The organism is Vulcanococcus sp. (assembly GCF_044369115.1).
GTDB lineage: Bacteria > Cyanobacteriota > Cyanobacteriia > PCC-6307 > Cyanobiaceae > Vulcanococcus.
Genome location: NZ_JBIPMN010000047.1, coordinates 1 through 15,065, shown reverse-complemented (window position 1 = coordinate 15,065; position 15,065 = coordinate 1). Strand labels below are relative to the sequence as shown.

The window sequence follows — 15,065 nt, the reverse complement described above, 5'->3', positions numbered from 1 at the left end:
GCCACTACCGCGCCCTCGTGCACGACAACCCTGATCTGGTGGCCTTCTTCCAGCAGTGCACACCGATCGAGGAGATCAGCAAGCTGCAGATCTCCAGCCGGCCGGCTCGCCGCAAAAGTGGTGCCAAGGATCTCTCCAGCCTGCGCGCAATCCCCTGGGTGTTCGGCTGGACCCAGAGCCGTTTCCTCCTGCCCAGCTGGTTCGGTGTCGGCGCTGCCCTGCAGGAAGAGCTCGACGCTGATCCAGGCCAGCTCGAGTTGTTCCAGCAGCTCTACCAGCGCTGGCCCTTCTTCCGGATGCTGATCTCCAAGGTGGAGATGACCCTCTCGAAGGTGGATCTGGATCTGGCCCATCACTACGTGCGCTCGCTGGGGCGTCCGGAGCTGCGCGAAGCCTTTGAGCAGATCTTTGAGGTGATCGCCAAGGAGTTTGTGCTCACGCGCGATCTGGTGCTGGCGATCACCGGGCATCAACGGCTGCTGGATGGTGATCCGGCCCTGCAGCTTTCGGTGGAGTTGCGCAACCGCACGATCGTTCCGCTGGGCTATCTGCAGGTGGCGCTGCTGCGCCGCCTGCGCGATCAGAACCGCCAGCCCCCCATGAGCGAGGCGGCCGCCAGCGACGACGGCCGCACCTACAGCCGCAGCGAGCTGCTCCGCGGTGCCCTGCTCACGATCAATGGCATCGCCGCTGGCATGCGCAACACCGGCTGAGGCGGCGCGGTGCTCGATTCCCTGCTGATTCCCTTCCGCTCGCAGCCGCAGCCGCCGGCTCTGCCCGAGGGGTACAGCCTTCAGAGTGAGCGGCCCCCTCTTGCTGAAGAGCTCAACGCACTTTTGGTGGTATGCGGCGACCCCAGTCGCCCGCTGGCTCGTCTGGAGGCGGCCCTGGAGCGCAGCACCTGGCAGCTGAGCGTGCGCAATCCCGCCGATCAGCTGGTGGGCTTTGTGCGGGTGACCAGCGATTTGGCCCTGAACGCCAACCTCTGGGATCTCAGCGCCCATCCGGCTGATCCCCAGCAGGAGCAGCTGATGGTCGTGCTGGTGCACACCGCCTTGAGCCGGCTGCGGCGGGAGCTGCCGGGGTGCAGCATTTCGGTGGCGGCTGCCCCCATGGCCCAGGAAGCCCTCAAGCGCCATGGCTTTGTGGTGGATCCAGGTGGGATCCGGGCCATGGGCCTCAGCCTCTGATCAGCTCTTCAGCCGTCTCTGCTGAGCGCCAGGCATGAAAAAGCCCCGCCGAAGCAGGGCTGAGGGGTGAGAGGGCGGCTCCGTGTCTCACGAGCATGGAGGGACTCGAACCCCCGACACTCAGAACCGGAATCTGATGCTCTATCCAACTGAGCTACATGCCCTCGCGGGAGCAGCACTTCACGGGATTTACCTTAGCCGTCAGAGCGCCCCAGACCCATTCGGCTGCATCGCCTGGAGCTGCGCCAGTTCCGCAACTACAGCGGTCTGAAGCTCGCCTTCGAGGCGCCGCGCTTGCTGGTGATCGGCCGCAACGGCGAGGGCAAATCCAACCTGCTCGAAGCGGTGGAACTGCTGGGCAGCCTGCGCTCGCACCGCTGCAGCAGCGACCGCGATCTGATCCGCCAGGGGGAGCGCCAGGCGCTGATCAGCGCCGTCTGTGAGGGCGGCGATCAGCTGGAGCTTGAGCTGCGCCGTCAGGGGGGGCGGCAGGCGCGGCGTAACGGCAAGGTGCTGGAGCGCCAGCATGAGCTGATCGGTCCGCTGCGTTGCGTGGGCTTCAGCGCCCTCGATCTGGAGCTGGTGCGGGGGGAGCCGGCCCTGCGGCGCCTGTGGCTCGACCGGGTGGTGCTGCAACTCGAACCCGTGTATGCCGAGCTGCTCAGCCGCTATGGGCGGCTGCTGCGCCAGCGCTCGCAGTTGCTGCGGCGCGGTTTGGGGGCTGGCATGCAGCCGGAACTGCTGGAAGCGTTTGATCAGCAGATGGCCCTGATCGGCACGCGCCTGCATCGCCGGCGCCTGAGGGCCCTGCGCCGTCTGGAGCCGTTGGCGGCCGCCTGGCAGGAGCGCCTCAGCGGCGGCCGCGAGCAGCTGCAGCTGCGCTACGTGCCCGGCAGCGTGCTCGAAGGGGAGGAGGCGGAAGCCCCCTGGAGAGACGCGCTGCTCGAGCAGCTGCGGCGGCAGCGGCCCGAGGAGCTGCGGCTCGGCCAGTGCAGCGTGGGGCCCCATCGCGATGAGGTGGCTCTTGAGCTGGGGGAGCAGCCGGCCCGGCGCTATGGCTCAGCCGGTCAGCAGCGCACGCTGGTGCTTGCCCTCAAGCTGGCGGAGCTGGAGCTGGTGCAGCAGCTCTGGGGAGAGCCGCCGCTACTGCTGCTCGACGACGTGCTGGCCGAGCTGGATCCAGGCCGGCAGCAGCTCTTGCTGGAGGCTGTAGGTGAAGGACATCAGTGCCTGGTGAGTGCCACGCACCTGGGGGCCTTCAGCGGTGGTTGGCATCAGCGTTCGCAGGTGGTGACCGTTGAGGCCGGCAGCCTGCTGCCCAGCCAGTAAGGTGATTTGCTGTTTTGCCTGGATCTGATGACCCAAGCGGCCTGCCTCCACCCCAACCCGGGATGGACCGGAGCTGAGACTTTCTCCGCAAGCCCCCAAGCACCCAGTGCCACCGAGATGGTGGGTAAACACTGCATTCTCGAGCTTTACAACTGCGATTCCGCCAAGCTCGACGACGAGGCTTTCCTCAGGAACGCCATCACCACCGCTGCGAAGCGTGCTGGCGCCACACTCCTGAATCTGATCACCCACCGGTTCGACCCCCAGGGTGTGACGGGGCTGGCTCTACTGGCCGAATCCCATATCTCGATCCACACCTGGCCCGAATCGGGCTATGCGGCTGTTGATGTGTTCACCTGCGGTGATCACACCATGCCCGAACGGGCCTGCATCGTGCTCAGTGAAGAGCTCGACGCCGGCAACTACAAACTCAAGAGCTTCCGGCGCGAAACCCCTGGTTCCGTGGCTGGCGCTGAGCGCGAACCTGCTCTTGCCGCTGCCTGACCGCAGCGCTGTTTTGGTTTGCTCAAGCCCCTCCCTCGGGAGGGGCTTTTTCATGCCTGCTCGCTGCTGCGCAGCTGCCGTGCCGCCAGGGCCCGGTTGAGCTTGCCGCTCACCAGGCCCTCGAGATCGAGGCTCACCGCCGTGAAGCCCAGATCCAGGAAGGCGGCCACCAGGGCTTCTCGTAATTCAGGCTCCAACAGAAGCGTGAGCTGGGCAGGCGGCAGTTCGATCCGCGCCGCCTCTCCCTGGCTGCGCACCCGCAACTCCGCAAAGCCCCGCTGGCGCAGCCAGGCCTCGGCCGCTCCCACCCGTTGCAGCCGCTCGGCGCTGATCGCTTCTCCGTAGGGAAAGCGGGAGGCCAGGCAGGGCTGGGCCGGCTTGTCCCACCATGGGAAGCCCAGGGCTCGGGAGATGGCGCGTACGCCGGCTTTGCTGATGCTCAGCTCCGCCAGTGGAGAGATCACTTGGCGTTCCTGGGCGGCCCGGATACCGGGGCGGTGATCGCCGAGGTCGTCGTGGTTCACCCCATCGAGCACCACGGCTCCGGCTGTGCCGCTCGCCTGCAGCAGCTCCGCCAACAGGGTGTGCAGCTCCCGCTTGCAGGCATAGCAGCGCTCGCTTGGATTGCTGCTGTAGGCGGGATCATTGAGTTCGGCGGTGGGGATTTCCTGGTGCTGGATGCCCATCCAGGCCGCCTGCTGCCGGGCCTCCTCGCGCAGGTGAGGCGCCAAGGCTGGCGACACCCCCGTGACCGCCTGGGCCCGCTCCCCCAGCTGCTCGGCGGCGATGGCCGCCACCAAGGCGCTGTCCACGCCGCCTGAGTAGGCCACCAGCGCTGTTGGGTGGGCGGCGATGCTGCGGCGCAGGGCAGCGAGGGCCTCGCGCAGCTTCGGTTCGAGCTGCTCCACCGTGGGGTGAAGCGTGGGGTGGTGGCGGCTGGACTGTGCCGGCATCAGCGCTGCAAACCGGGGGTGGGTGGCCTTCCGGCCGCCCTCGTTAGAGTCCGACGGTAAGTGGCTCGGCCATGGCCCCGCAGGCAACCTCCGCCACCACAACCAGCCGCGGCACGGGCCGGGGCATCGGAATTCGCACCGCCGCTGGCAGCAGTGAACGCAGCCATGGCCAGCTGCACGTGTACGACGGTGAGGGCAAGGGCAAGAGCCAGGCGGCACTGGGCGTGGTGCTGCGCACCATCGGCCTGGGCATCTGCGAGCAAAAGCAAACCCGCGTGCTGCTGCTGCGCTTCCTCAAGGGGCCCGGCCGTGCTTACGACGAAGACGCCGCCATCGAAGCCCTGCAGCAGGGCTTCCCCCATCTGATCGATCAGGTGCGCACCGGCCGCGGTGAGTTCTTCGGGGCAGGCGAAGTCACCCGCATCGACATTCAGGAGGCCCAGCGCGGCTGGACCATCGCCAAAGGCGCCATCGCCAGCGAGCTCTATTCGGTGGTGGTGCTCGATGAGCTCAATCCAGTGCTTGATCTGGGCCTGCTCGACACCGACGACGTCGTGCGCACCCTGGCAGCCAAACCCGCCGGCATGGAAGTGATCGTGACTGGCCGCGGCGCGCCGCGGCAGCTGGTGACGATCGCCGATCTGCATTCGGAGATGCGCGCCCACCGCCGCCTCGATGCCGCGGCGGCGGCAGAGTTTGATGCCGATGGCCTGGAGCGCTCGCCTGCGGGCCTGGAAGGGATCGAGGTGTACACCGGTGAGGGCAAGGGCAAATCCACCAGTGCCTTGGGCAAAGCCCTGCAGGCGATCGGCCGCGGTATCTCGCAAGACAAGAGCCACCGCGTGCTGATTCTCCAGTGGCTCAAAGGCGGCAGCGGCTACACCGAAGACGCGGCGATCGCCGCCCTGCGCGAGAGCTATCCCCACCTGGTGGATCACCTGCGCTCCGGTCGCGATGCGATCGTGTGGCGCGGCCAGCAGCAGCCGATCGATTACGTGGAAGCCGAGCGGGCCTGGGAGATCGCCCGCGCTGCCATCTCCAGCGGTCTCTACAAAACCGTGATCCTCGATGAGATCAATCCCACCGTGGATCTGGAGCTGCTGCCGGTGGAGCCGATCGTGCAAACGCTGTTGCGTAAACCCTCTGAAACCGAGGTGATCCTCACGGGTCGCTGCAAAAACCCGCCCGCTTATTTCGATCTGGCTTCCGTGCACTCAGAAATGGTGTGCCACAAGCACTACGCCGAGCGCGGGGTGGACCTCAAGCGCGGCGTTGATTACTGAGCGCACTGATCGCACTGAGCGATTCATAGAACGCTGCCAGTAAAAAGCCCGGGCCTGAGCCCGGGCGACAAAGAACCGATGGCCTGACTCAGTAGCGCGGCACGCTCGGATCCACGTCCTGGCTCCAGGCGTCGATGCCGCCAGCCACGTTGATGCCCTCGATGCCGTGGCGCTTGAGGGCGATCAGGGCCTTGGCGCTGCGGCCGCCCAGCTTGCAGTGGGCGTAGAGCGTTTTGCCGGCCGCCAGCTGCTTGATCCGCTCCACAGCGGTGCCGTTCTCGATTTGATCGAGGGGGATCAGGGTCGCGCCGGGGATCACGGCAATGTCCGCTTCGGGCGGGTTGCGCACGTCGATCAGCACCATCCCGGAGGTGTCGCCATCGAGCAGGCTCTTCAGCTCGCTGACGCTGATGCTCTCCACCGCACCGGCTTCTTCCTGGCCAGGGGCGCTGCCGCCCACACCGCAGAACTCTTGGTAGTCGATCAGTTTCTCGATCACCGGGCGCTCGGGGTTGGGCCGTAGTTTGAGCTCGCGGAACTTCATGCCCAGGGCGTCAAACAGCAGCAGGCGACCGCTGAGGGTGGTGCCGATGCCGGTGATGATCTTCACGGCTTCGGTGGCCTGAATCACGCCAATGATTCCGGGCAGCACACCCACCACGCCGCCTTCGGCGCAGGAGGGAACCATGCCCGGCGGCGGCGGCTCGGGGAAGAGGTCGCGGTAGTTGGGGCTTTCTGCGTCGAGGTTGAACACCGTGGCCTGACCCTCGAAGCGGAAGATCGAGCCGTACACGTTGGGTTTGCCCAGCAGCACGCAGGCGTCGTTCACCAGGTAGCGCGTGGGGAAGTTGTCCGTGCCGTCGCAGACGATGTCGTAGGGCCGGATGATCTCCAGAGCGTTCTCACTGGTGAGCGCCGTTTCGTAGAGATCCACCTGGCAGTGGGGGTTGATCTCGAGGATGCGCGCTTTGGCCGATTCGATCTTCGGCTTGCCCACCCAGCTGGTGCCGTGGATCACCTGGCGCTGCAGGTTGGAGTGATCCACCACATCGAAATCCACGATGCCGATGCGGCCCACGCCGGCCGCAGCCAGATAAAGCAGCAGCGGTGAGCCCAGGCCGCCGGTGCCCACGCACAGCACCGAGGAGGCCTTGAGGCGCTTTTGGCCCTCCATGCCCACCTCCGGCAGGATCAGGTGGCGCGCAAAGCGGGCCACTTCATCGGGGCTGAGCTCGATGCCGGTGGTGTCGGGGGGAAGCATGGGGCGAGCGAAACGCTGTCCAGCTCCCTACTCTCCCAAATGCTCGGCACCCGCTGCTGAAGCCTCCCCTGTGATCAGCAGCTCGATGGGGTGTGGGAGTGCATCACAGTCGCCTGCGCGGTCAGGGTTGGCGTCTGGGATCCACCAGGCGCGCAGCGCCGCCCGGCCTAGGGGGAGGCCGCTGCGGATCAGCATCAACGTGGGGCCGACGCACAGCGCTCGATCGGTGCTGGAGGGCACGGCTGCGCTGCTGGGGTGGCTGTGGGCAACGCCCAGAACCGTGAGGCCGCGGCTGCGGCACCAGCGCTGGGCCAGCAGCTGCTCCCGCGGGTCGAGGCTGAAGCGTTGCGGCCGTTCCTGTGAGGGCTGCCACATATTCCGGCAGGGCCAGATCCACTGCACGCACAACGTTGAACCCGCGCGTGCCCCCAGGAGCAGGGCGCAGCCTTCATCTGGTGCTGCCGCCAGCAGCGCGCGCTCCAGAACGATCAGGCAATGCCCATCGAACTGCAGTCGCTCTGGCGTTGGTGCACGCACCCGGATACCTTATGGCGAAGCAATAATTCACGATCTGGCCGATGACCGTCGAGACCTCCGACCTCAAGGATCAGGCCAGTCCTGCTGCAGACGAGGCAGGCGCCAGCTTCAGTGAGCGCTACAGCGAAGTGCTGAGCAAGGTGAATGAGACCCTCGACAAGGTCGATTGGAGTCAGATGGGCCGCATCGGCAAGGGTGTGGGCGTGCTGGTGGTGGTGATCGTGGCCCAGGTGCTGATCAAGGGCGTGATCGACACCATCAACCTCCTGCCGGTGGTCCCTGGACTGCTCGAGCTGCTTGGCCTTGTGGTGGTGGGTCAGTGGAGCTGGCAGAACCTCACCACCAGTGACAAGCGCTCGGCAGTGATCACCAAAGTTCAGACCCTGCGCAAGGAATATCTGGGCTGAGCCCGCATCGAGCCGTCAGCTCCAGTGGCGCAGTAGCGCCTCGATGCTGGCGGCACTTTGCTGCCAGTACCCGCCTCCGAACAGGTTGGCGTGATTGATCAGGTGGTACAGGTTGTACAGATCCACCCGCTGCCGGTGTCCGGCAGGTAGGGGCCATTCCCGCTCGTAGCCCTCAAAGAAGGCGGCTGGGAATCCCCCGAAGAGCCGCGCCATCGCCAGGTCTACCTCGCGATCCGAGCGAGACACTGCTGGATCAAACAGGGCGCTGCCTCCACAGATCAGCAGCCCAGCGTTGCCGCTCCACAGATCGCCATGCACCAGGCAGGCCTCCGGTTCATGGGAGGCCAACCAGTGCGGCACTCGCTCCAGTAGGGCAGTGGCAAGGGGTAAGGCCCGTCCGGCGGTTGCGGCCAGCTCCAGCTGAACCCCCAGGCGCTGCTCGCTGAAGAAAGCCGCCCAGCTGCCGCGCCAGCTGTTGTGTTGCGGGCCAGAGCCGATGAAGTTGCTCTGGTGCCAGCCGAAGCGGCCATCGCTGCTGGCCAGGCTGGCGCGGTGCAGCCGGGCCAGGCCTTGGCCCAGCCGCCGCCAGCCCTGCTGGCTGCCAGACCCCAGCTCCAGCCAGCTCAGCAGCAGCACAGCCTCACCCTCCAGTTCCGCCAGGGCCAGTGGTTCGGGAATGGAGGGAAGCGGAGCCGCCGTAGGCTCCAGCCACGCGGCTGCGGCCAGGGCGGCCAGGCCATCGGCTTCTGCCTCAAGCACCGGCAGCAGCGTGGCGCGATTGGTTTTGGCAAAACGCTGGCTGCCATCGCGCAGCTCCAGCCGCCAGGCGCGGTGGATGCAGCCGCCGCCCACCGGTTGCATCGCCGCCAGCTCCAGACCCTGCTGTGCCAGCCAGCGCGCCATCACCTGCTGCTGCATGGCCACCCCCGACGCGCGCGCTGCCAGCATGCCGGCATGTTGAGCCGTTGTGATGTGGCGGTGGTGGGGGGCGGCATCGCCGGCCTCACCGCTGCAGCCTTGCTCGCTGCCGAGGGGTTGCAGGTGGAGCTGCTGGAGGCCCACAGCCAGACGGGCGGCTGCGCCGGCACCTTCCGCCGCGGGCCTTACACCTTTGATGTGGGCGCCACCCAGGTGGCGGGGTTTGAGCCGGGCGGGATCCATCAGCGCCTGTTCCGCCATTTCGGCTTGCCTCTGCCCCAGGCCACACCGCTGGATCCGGGTTGCAGCGTGCAGCTGGCCGGCGACCCTGCGCCCATTTCGCTTTGGCGTGATCCAGCGCGCTGGCAGCAGGAACGGCAGCAGCAGTTCCCAGGCAGCGAACGCTTCTGGCAGCTCTGCGCCTGGCTGCACCAGAGCAACTGGGCCTTTGCCGGCCGCGATCCGGTGCTCCCCCCACGCAGCCTCTGGGATCTGCGCCAGCTGCTGGGGGCTGTGGGTCCGGCCAGCCTCGCCACCGGTGTGCTGGTGGGCGCCACGGTGGCTGATCTGCTCAGCCTCTGCGGATGCGCTAGCGATCAGCGCCTGCGGCGTTTTCTCGATCTGCAGCTGAAGCTTTATTCCCAGGAAGCCGCCGATCGCACCGCCGCGCTCTATGGCGCCACGGTGCTGGCCATGGCGCAGGCACCGCTGGGGCTCTGGCACCTGCAGGGCTCGATGCAGAGGCTCAGCACCGCCCTTGAGAAGGCCTTGGCCCAGGCCGGTGGCCGGTTGCGGCTGCGCCATCGCCTCCAGAGCCTCAAACCGGTGGGCAGTGGCTGGAGGCTGGAGGGTGTGGTGGCCGCCCAGCGGCCGTTTGTGCTGGAGGCGGAGCAGGTGGTGAACACCCTGCCGCCTCAGCTGTTGCCGGATCTCCTGGGCGAGAGCCTGCCCCAGAGCTATCGCCAGCGGATCGACGCGTTTCCCGATCCCTCCGGTGCCCTGGTGCTCTATGGCGCTGTGCCGCGCGCCTGCCTGCCCTCCCACCTGGGGCTGCATGCCCAGCTGGAGTGGGGGGATCCCGGCAACCTGTTCGTGTCGATTAGCGCTGAGGGCGATGGGCGTGCCCCCGCAGGCCAGGCCACAGTGATCGCCAGCGTGTTCACGGCTGCTCGGCCCTGGTTTGGCTTGCCTGAACCCGCTTATCAGGAGCGCAAGCAGCAGGCTCTAGCGGGGATTCAGGCGGGGTTGCAGCAGCGTCTGGGCCTGCGCCTTGAGCAGTTCCTGCATGTGGAGCTGGCCACCCCGCGAGGGTTCGCCGGCTGGACCGGCCGGCCCTTCGGGTTTGTGGGGGGGCTGGGTCAGCACCCCAGCCGTTTTGGCCCCTTCGGCTTGGCCAGCCGCACGCCGCTGAGCGGGCTTTGGCTCTGCGGCGATGCGATCTATCCCGGCGAGGGCACGGCGGGAGTGAGCCTCTCGGCTGTCACCGCCTGCCGGCAGCTGCTCGCCGCTAGCGGCCGTGACCTCCAGCTCGCGGCGTAGACGCTGGGCGCCAGTGCTGCTTGATCAGAGAAACTCCGGCCGCAGGGCCTGGCAGTGCTCCAGCCGCTGCTGCAGCGCTGGCCAGGCTTGCTGCTCTACCAGGGTTTCCAGCTCGGCCAGTTGCTGGCGGTAGTGCGCGATCGCCTGCAGCACCGCCTCCCGGTTGCAGCGTGCCATCAGCGCTCCGAGCTCCGGGTTGCCGCCGCCGATGCGGCTGGTGTCGGCGAAGCCGCTGGAGGCCAGCTGCCGCACCAGGGTCTCGGCACCGGCGGCGTGGCCGCCCTGCTCCGCCGCTTCCAGCAGCGCCGCGCTCACCAGTACCGGCATGTGGGAGATCAGCGCCACGGCTCGGTCGTGGGCGGCGGCCTCACAGCAGAGCCACTGGGCCTGCACCACAGCGGCCAGCTCCTGCACCACCTCCAGCGCTGCTGGGTCGGTGCTGCTGGTGGGGGTGGCCACCCAGGGGCGCCCGGCAAACAGGCCGGCCACGCCCGCTTCCACGCCGGCCTCCGCCGTACCCGCCATCGGATGGCTGGCCACGAAGCGCGGATGCAGCGGCTGCCAGCGCTCCAGCACCGGTTGCTTCACCGAGCCCACATCGGTGATCACCGCATCCGGAGGAAGTGCCGCCAGCAGCTCCGCTGGTGGCTCGAGCAGGCGATCGAGGGGCAGGGCCAGCACGATCAGACCGCAGCCTTGCAGCACGGCGGGATCGGTGTCGATCCGCTGGGCCAGCTGCCGCTTGCGCGCCCGTTCAGCAGTGCTTGCTCGATGCACCAGGGCCCGCACCTCCAGGCCAGCGGCCTGAAGATCCAGCCCGAGCGAACCACCGATCAACCCCAGCCCCACCAGCCCCACCGGCCGCTCGCTCAGGGTGCCCGGGCCCTGGGCCGACTCCCCTTGGCTGGATGTCATTTCTGAACAGTGGCTTCAGGCCAGCTTCCTACGATTTCACGATGCTGGAAGCGCGGGCCCACCACCAACTCAAGGCCCTGCTCCGCCAGGCCGGTGAACTCCGCTGGCCCCATCACCTCACCTTGAGCCGGTTGGTGGCCCGCAGCCTGCGCCGCGGCGACCAAACCCTGATCCGCCTGGCCCCCGGCAGCGATCCCAGCTGGCTGCTGGGCCTGCTCGTGCCCCTGGCTCTGCAACCCCAGTGCGTGGCGATGGTGGTGAGCCCGGTGCTGCGGCAGCGGCTTCACCAGGTGGAATTGCCTCGGCTGGAGGCCGTGGGGCTCAGCCTCGCTTGCTGGGAAGGCCCGCAGCCCCCGCCGGCCGCCCAGCTTTGGTTGCTGTCGTACGAGCACTTGGTGTCGGCTTGGCGCAGTGGGGCCCTGGCGGATCACCAGCTGGTGGTGCCGGATGGGGAGCTGCTGGAGCCGCTGCTGCGCCAGGCGCTCGCCGTGGTGATCGACACAGGTCACTGGGAGCAGCTGCGCCGCAGCCTGCCTTCGGCCGCGGCGAGCTTGCTGCAGCTGCATGAACGCCTCAGCCGACGGCTGCTGGCCCGGCCCTGCGGTCCCCAGCAGCAGGTGGCGATTGCCCCGGAGGAAGAAGCGCCGCTGAGGCAGTTGCTCGCGGTGCTCGGCCCGTTGCCCGACCCCTGGCCGCGCTGGCTGGAGTGCGCCGGCGAGGGCTGGACCAGCTGGGCGCAGGTGGATCCAACCGTGCTGCAGTGGCAGTGGCATCGTCAGCCGCTCCAGCCCCTGGCGCAACTGCCGGGCCTGCTGCAGGAGCGTGGCGTTGTGTTGGTGGGGCCCTGGCCGGAGGCCCAAGGCCCTGTGCTGGGCTTTTCGCCGCAGGTGCAGTTGAGCCTGGCGGATCCGCCGTTGCTGGATCCCTTGCCCCTGTTTGCGCCCCAGGGCCAGCCTCTGCCCAATGCCCCCCACTACGACACTCACCTGCTCGATCAGTGCCGCCGACTGGTGCTTGGCCAGAGCGGCCTCACCGTGGTGCTGGTGGATGACGATGGTCTGCGCTTGCGGCTCACCAGCGCTCTGGCCGCCGAATTCGGCACACGGGTGGGCCATGAGCTCACCGCGCCGGAAAGCAATGGCGTGATCTGTTGCAGTTGGCCGTGGTGGCTCGAGCACCAGTGCCGCCTGCCGCTGCCGGCTCAGCTGGTGGCCGCCACCTTGCCGATCGCTAGCCTCGAAGACCCGCTCACGGCCGCTCGCGTGGCGGCGCTGCGCCTGCGGGGGCGCGACTGGTTCCGGGAGCTGCTGCTGCCGGAAGCTCTGCAGCGCTTGCAATTGGCGGTGGCTGGCGTACGCCGCAACAACGGTCGCTTGGCTGTGCTCGATGGGCGGATGCGCCGCAGGGGATGGGGGCGCATGGTGCTGCAGGCCCTGGAGCCCTGGGTGGCGCTCACCCGATTGCGGCCGGAATGAGCCCCTTAGCCTGGGCGCTGTTGCGAACCGGCTCGATGGGAGAGGCCAAGCGCCGCGCTGACCAGGGTTTGCCCCCTCGGCCCAAACCGGCCAAGGCCAAGCCCGCAGATACCTCACCGCGCCTGGCCCCGTGGCTGCCGCTCACCCAGCGCCAGGGAGAACAATTTGTGCAGATCACAACCCGTGGTGCCTGGGTGGGGATTGGTGCTCTGGTGCTGTTCTGGGTGATTGTTCGCTTTATTGGCCCTGCAGCTGGCTGGTGGACCCTGGCGGATGGCTGATCCCGGCCGTCCGCCAGCCTGTTGGCGAACGGCGACACAGTTGCAGCGCTGAGTATTGCTACTCACGCAAACCTGAAGAAAAGCTTAGGATCGGTGTATTCAATGCTCTGCGCCCATGTTCGCGCGTCTGGCTGAGCACTACCGATCGGTTGTTGAAGACCTGGTGATGAGCCTTCGCGCTCTCGCGGATGGTCTGCAGCAACAGGGATTTGCCGCAACCTGTTATGTCTGCGGCGACGACCGTGACGGGCACGGTGCCTCGTTTGTGGCCGATCTTGGCGATGGCCACATGGTGCGTTTTCTCGTGTCGGATTACGGCATCAGCTGGGTGGAATCCCGCAATGGCCACGAGCTGGTGAAGTTTGAAGGTGCTGAGGCCATCCAGGAGCTCGAGCGCGTTGCAGCCGCGCTGCATGGCTCTGCGGCCTCCGTTGCCTCCACTGTCAGCGCCTGAGGCGGGCGATCATCCTTTGCTTGGCCTGCCCCCGCCGCAAGGCGGGGGCTTTTTGTTGGGCTGTGGCGGCAGTCAGTTAGCTCCCCGCTGGGTTCAGCTGGCGGCCGGCACGGCCTCCTCGCTGGTGCTGGAGGCGCTACCGCTGGCGGCCAGGCGAGCGGCGGCGGCAGCGACCGGCTTGAGGGAGTCGCTGGTTTCGCTCAGCTTCTCGCGTACCTGTCGCTCGATCTGTTCTTTGGGCTCGGGGTTCTGCTCCAGCCAGGTGATCGTGTTGTCGCGGCCCTGGCCGATGTTGTCGCCCTCGTAGCTGTACCAGGCGCCCTTGCGCACCACCACGCCGTTTTCCTCGGCCAGATCCAGCAGGCAGCCCACAGTGCTGATGCCGCGGCCGAACAGGATGTCGAACTCGGCGATGCGGAAGGGAGGGGCCACTTTGTTCTTGGCGACCTTCACCTTGGCGCGAATGCCGTATTCCTCGGTGCCGCGCTTGAGGGTCTGGATGCGGCGGATGTCGAGCCGCACCGAGGCATAGAACTTGAGGGCATTACCGCCGGTGGTGGTTTCGGGGTTGCCGTAGGTCACGCCGATTTTCTGGCGCAACTGGTTGAGGAAGATCACGGTGCAACCGGATTTGCCGATGTTGCCGGTGATCTTGCGCATCGCCTGGCTCATCAGACGGGCCTGGCTGCCCACGGCCAGATCGCCCATCTCGCCTTCAATCTCAGCGCGGGGGGTGAGGGCGGCCACCGAGTCGACCACCACGATGTCCACCGCAGCGGAGCGCACCAGCTGATCCACGATCTCCAGCGCCATCTCGCCGGTGTCGGGCTGGGACACCAGCAGATTTTCGATATCAACGCCCAGGGCGGCGGCATACACCGGATCAAGGGCGTGTTCCGCATCCACGAAGGCGGCGACGCCGCCGCGCCGCTGCACCTCGGCGATGGCATGCAGGGTGAGGGTGGTTTTACCGGAGCTCTCCGGGCCGTAGATCTCCACCACGCGGCCTTTGGGATAGCCGCCGCCCAGTGCGAGATCGAGGGTGAGGGCGCCGGTGGGGCTGGTTTCGATCCGCATGCGGGAGGCATCTCCCAGGCGCATGATCGAGCCCTTGCCGAAGTTGCGCTCGATCTGATTGAGCACAAGGCCCAGGGCCTTGTCGCGCTCGGGATTGCTGGCGCCGTTGTTGGCTGCCCCAGCGGCGGGACTGCTGGTTTTGGTGTCGGCTGGCATGTCTGCGATTCAGCGATGGGGGCAGGCCGCGGTGCAGGGAGCCGGCGGAACCGGGCTCATCCTGGGCGACCTCATCAGAAGAAGTGCCACCGCAGGCGCCAGATGTTTCACCGCTGCGGGCTTCACCTGGCTGTAGTACAGGCGTACGCTAGCGGATCAGGGCCAGCTCGCCAGGGGCGCGGCGAATTGCTCCGGCTGCAGCGAGCTGATGCCGGGTGGCAGTTGCTCCAGATCCCCCGGTGCCAGGTAGCCCCACGCCACCAGGTAGCAGCGCACGGCTTCCAGCCCTGCCGTGGTGCGCACGGTCTCCAGGGTGGGGCGGCGATCCTCCACGAACCAGATGGGGCGCTCTTGGTTTTGGCTCAGCTGCAGCAGCACCTCCGGCTTGCTGCCCTGTTCGTGGCCATCCACCGCTTGGGGTTGCAACCCATAGGCCTCAAGCAGCTGCCGCGCGAAAACACCTCCTTTGGTGGTGAGCACCCGCCAGGGGCTGCCTTCGGCTTTCAGGGTTTCCAGCCGCTGGATCACACCCGGGTAGGGATGGTGCAGCCCCAGCCAGGCATCGGGGTCGGCCTGGATCGCCTCGGCCCGCAGCTGTTCGAGGGCTTGCTGCAGGGCCTGGGGCTCCAGTTGCCAGCGCTGAAGGGCGGGATGCAGGTGGTTGTCGTAATCGCTCAGGTAGGCCGGCAGGTTGAGTTCTGCCCTGGAGAGCTCCAGGGCGGCCAGCACCATCTCCCAGCCCTTGTGGATGAGCGGGCGCAGTTGACTGAACCCCGCGGGAGCCTG

General features: G+C 67.4%; 17 protein-coding genes and 1 tRNA gene. 10 read left to right on the top strand and 8 right to left on the bottom strand.

Annotated features, from left to right (window positions below):
• Together ACIQ2E_RS05215 and ACIQ2E_RS05210 are read left to right on the top strand one after the other, a co-directional pair.
• Positions 1-713: phosphoenolpyruvate carboxylase (locus ACIQ2E_RS05215; protein ID WP_398327170.1), on the top strand; the 713-nt coding region annotated here is incomplete at its 5' end.
• 9 nt (positions 714-722) lie between these two features.
• Entirely contained in the window at positions 723-1,190 is a 468-nt protein-coding gene (locus ACIQ2E_RS05210) for an N-acetyltransferase (protein ID WP_398327167.1), read from the top strand.
• Between the two features lie 90 nt (positions 1,191-1,280).
• Here the strand turns inward: ACIQ2E_RS05210 and ACIQ2E_RS05205 are convergent.
• Positions 1,281-1,354, bottom strand: a tRNA-Arg gene (locus tag ACIQ2E_RS05205).
• Positions 1,355-1,430: 76 nt separating this feature from the next.
• Here ACIQ2E_RS05205 and recF point away from each other — a divergent pair.
• Positions 1,431-2,519, top strand: coding sequence for a DNA replication/repair protein RecF (recF, locus tag ACIQ2E_RS05200; protein ID WP_398327173.1), 1,089 nt, complete (start codon positions 1,431-1,433; stop codon positions 2,517-2,519).
• 27 nt (positions 2,520-2,546) lie between these two features.
• Positions 2,547-3,023 carry an adenosylmethionine decarboxylase gene (speD, locus tag ACIQ2E_RS05195; protein WP_296365601.1) on the top strand — a complete coding sequence of 159 codons (477 nt, stop codon included), beginning with the start codon at positions 2,547-2,549 and terminating at the stop codon, positions 3,021-3,023.
• Positions 3,024-3,073: 50 nt separating this feature from the next.
• Here speD and larE read toward each other — a convergent pair whose 3' ends face one another.
• Positions 3,074-3,976: an ATP-dependent sacrificial sulfur transferase LarE gene (larE, locus tag ACIQ2E_RS05190; protein ID WP_398327164.1), complete on the bottom strand. Its 903-nt coding sequence runs from the start codon at positions 3,974-3,976 to the stop codon at positions 3,074-3,076.
• Between the two features lie 71 nt (positions 3,977-4,047).
• Between larE and ACIQ2E_RS05185 the strand changes: the two genes are divergently transcribed.
• On the top strand, positions 4,048-5,259 hold the full coding sequence (locus ACIQ2E_RS05185; RefSeq protein ID WP_398327161.1) for a cob(I)yrinic acid a,c-diamide adenosyltransferase: 1,212 nt from the start codon (positions 4,048-4,050) through the stop codon (positions 5,257-5,259).
• Between the two features lie 88 nt (positions 5,260-5,347).
• Here ACIQ2E_RS05185 and moeB read toward each other — a convergent pair whose 3' ends face one another.
• Together moeB and ACIQ2E_RS05175 are read right to left on the bottom strand one after the other, a co-directional pair.
• Positions 5,348-6,520, bottom strand: coding sequence for a molybdopterin-synthase adenylyltransferase MoeB (gene moeB / locus ACIQ2E_RS05180; protein ID WP_398327158.1), 1,173 nt, complete (start codon positions 6,518-6,520; stop codon positions 5,348-5,350).
• 27 nt (positions 6,521-6,547) lie between these two features.
• Positions 6,548-7,057: a M67 family metallopeptidase gene (locus ACIQ2E_RS05175; protein ID WP_398327155.1), complete on the bottom strand. Its 510-nt coding sequence runs from the start codon at positions 7,055-7,057 to the stop codon at positions 6,548-6,550.
• 41 nt (positions 7,058-7,098) lie between these two features.
• Between ACIQ2E_RS05175 and ACIQ2E_RS05170 the strand changes: the two genes are divergently transcribed.
• Entirely contained in the window at positions 7,099-7,464 is a 366-nt protein-coding gene (locus ACIQ2E_RS05170) for a CAAD domain-containing protein (RefSeq protein ID WP_398327152.1), read from the top strand.
• A gap of 15 nt (positions 7,465-7,479) precedes the next feature.
• On the opposite strand, the gene ACIQ2E_RS05165 is transcribed toward ACIQ2E_RS05170, so the two are convergent.
• On the bottom strand, positions 7,480-8,412 hold the full coding sequence (locus ACIQ2E_RS05165) for a fructosamine kinase family protein (RefSeq protein WP_398327149.1): 933 nt from the start codon (positions 8,410-8,412) through the stop codon (positions 7,480-7,482).
• A 6-nt stretch (positions 8,413-8,418) separates the two neighbouring features.
• On the opposite strand from ACIQ2E_RS05165, the gene crtD reads away from it, so the two are divergent.
• Positions 8,419-9,921, top strand: coding sequence for a C-3',4' desaturase CrtD (crtD, locus tag ACIQ2E_RS05160; protein WP_398327146.1), 1,503 nt, complete (start codon positions 8,419-8,421; stop codon positions 9,919-9,921).
• A 24-nt stretch (positions 9,922-9,945) separates the two neighbouring features.
• Here crtD and ACIQ2E_RS05155 read toward each other — a convergent pair whose 3' ends face one another.
• Complete coding sequence (locus ACIQ2E_RS05155) at positions 9,946-10,836, bottom strand: prephenate/arogenate dehydrogenase (protein ID WP_398327143.1); 891 nt, start codon at positions 10,834-10,836, stop codon at positions 9,946-9,948.
• 41 nt (positions 10,837-10,877) lie between these two features.
• Between ACIQ2E_RS05155 and ACIQ2E_RS05150 the strand changes: the two genes are divergently transcribed.
• The 3 genes from ACIQ2E_RS05150 to ACIQ2E_RS05140 all read left to right on the top strand — a co-directional run bounded on the left by ACIQ2E_RS05150 (position 10,878) and on the right by ACIQ2E_RS05140 (position 13,046).
• Entirely contained in the window at positions 10,878-12,311 is a 1,434-nt protein-coding gene (locus ACIQ2E_RS05150; protein WP_398327140.1) for a helicase, read from the top strand.
• Positions 12,312-12,346: 35 nt separating this feature from the next.
• Positions 12,347-12,592 carry a DUF2839 domain-containing protein gene (locus ACIQ2E_RS05145; RefSeq protein ID WP_398327137.1) on the top strand — a complete coding sequence of 82 codons (246 nt, stop codon included), beginning with the start codon at positions 12,347-12,349 and terminating at the stop codon, positions 12,590-12,592.
• Positions 12,593-12,707: 115 nt separating this feature from the next.
• Positions 12,708-13,046, top strand: coding sequence for a DUF1815 family protein (locus ACIQ2E_RS05140; protein WP_398327134.1), 339 nt, complete (start codon positions 12,708-12,710; stop codon positions 13,044-13,046).
• A 93-nt stretch (positions 13,047-13,139) separates the two neighbouring features.
• Here the strand turns inward: ACIQ2E_RS05140 and recA are convergent, their stop codons facing one another.
• Together recA and ACIQ2E_RS05130 are read right to left on the bottom strand one after the other, a co-directional pair.
• A complete protein-coding gene (gene recA / locus ACIQ2E_RS05135; protein ID WP_398327131.1) occupies positions 13,140-14,279 on the bottom strand; it encodes a recombinase RecA in 1,140 nt (379 codons plus the stop codon).
• Between the two features lie 156 nt (positions 14,280-14,435).
• Positions 14,436-15,065: HAD family hydrolase (locus tag ACIQ2E_RS05130; RefSeq protein WP_398327128.1), on the bottom strand; the 630-nt coding region annotated here is incomplete at its 5' end.

Coding starts and splice junctions, on each gene's coding strand:
- speD (WP_296365601.1), top strand. CDS start 2,547: ATGACCCAAGCGGCCTGCCTCCACCCCAACCCGGGATGGACCGGAGCT.
- larE (WP_398327164.1), bottom strand. CDS start 3,976: ATGCCGGCACAGTCCAGCCGCCACCACCCCACGCTTCACCCCACGGTG.
- ACIQ2E_RS05185 (WP_398327161.1), top strand. CDS start 4,048: ATGGCCCCGCAGGCAACCTCCGCCACCACAACCAGCCGCGGCACGGGC.
- moeB (WP_398327158.1), bottom strand. CDS start 6,520: ATGCTTCCCCCCGACACCACCGGCATCGAGCTCAGCCCCGATGAAGTG.
- ACIQ2E_RS05170 (WP_398327152.1), top strand. CDS start 7,099: ATGACCGTCGAGACCTCCGACCTCAAGGATCAGGCCAGTCCTGCTGCA.
- ACIQ2E_RS05165 (WP_398327149.1), bottom strand. CDS start 8,412: ATGCTGGCAGCGCGCGCGTCGGGGGTGGCCATGCAGCAGCAGGTGATG.
- crtD (WP_398327146.1), top strand. CDS start 8,419: ATGTTGAGCCGTTGTGATGTGGCGGTGGTGGGGGGCGGCATCGCCGGC.
- ACIQ2E_RS05155 (WP_398327143.1), bottom strand. CDS start 10,836: ATGACATCCAGCCAAGGGGAGTCGGCCCAGGGCCCGGGCACCCTGAGC.
- ACIQ2E_RS05150 (WP_398327140.1), top strand. CDS start 10,878: ATGCTGGAAGCGCGGGCCCACCACCAACTCAAGGCCCTGCTCCGCCAG.
- ACIQ2E_RS05145 (WP_398327137.1), top strand. CDS start 12,347: ATGGGAGAGGCCAAGCGCCGCGCTGACCAGGGTTTGCCCCCTCGGCCC.
- ACIQ2E_RS05140 (WP_398327134.1), top strand. CDS start 12,708: ATGTTCGCGCGTCTGGCTGAGCACTACCGATCGGTTGTTGAAGACCTG.
- recA (WP_398327131.1), bottom strand. CDS start 14,279: ATGCCAGCCGACACCAAAACCAGCAGTCCCGCCGCTGGGGCAGCCAAC.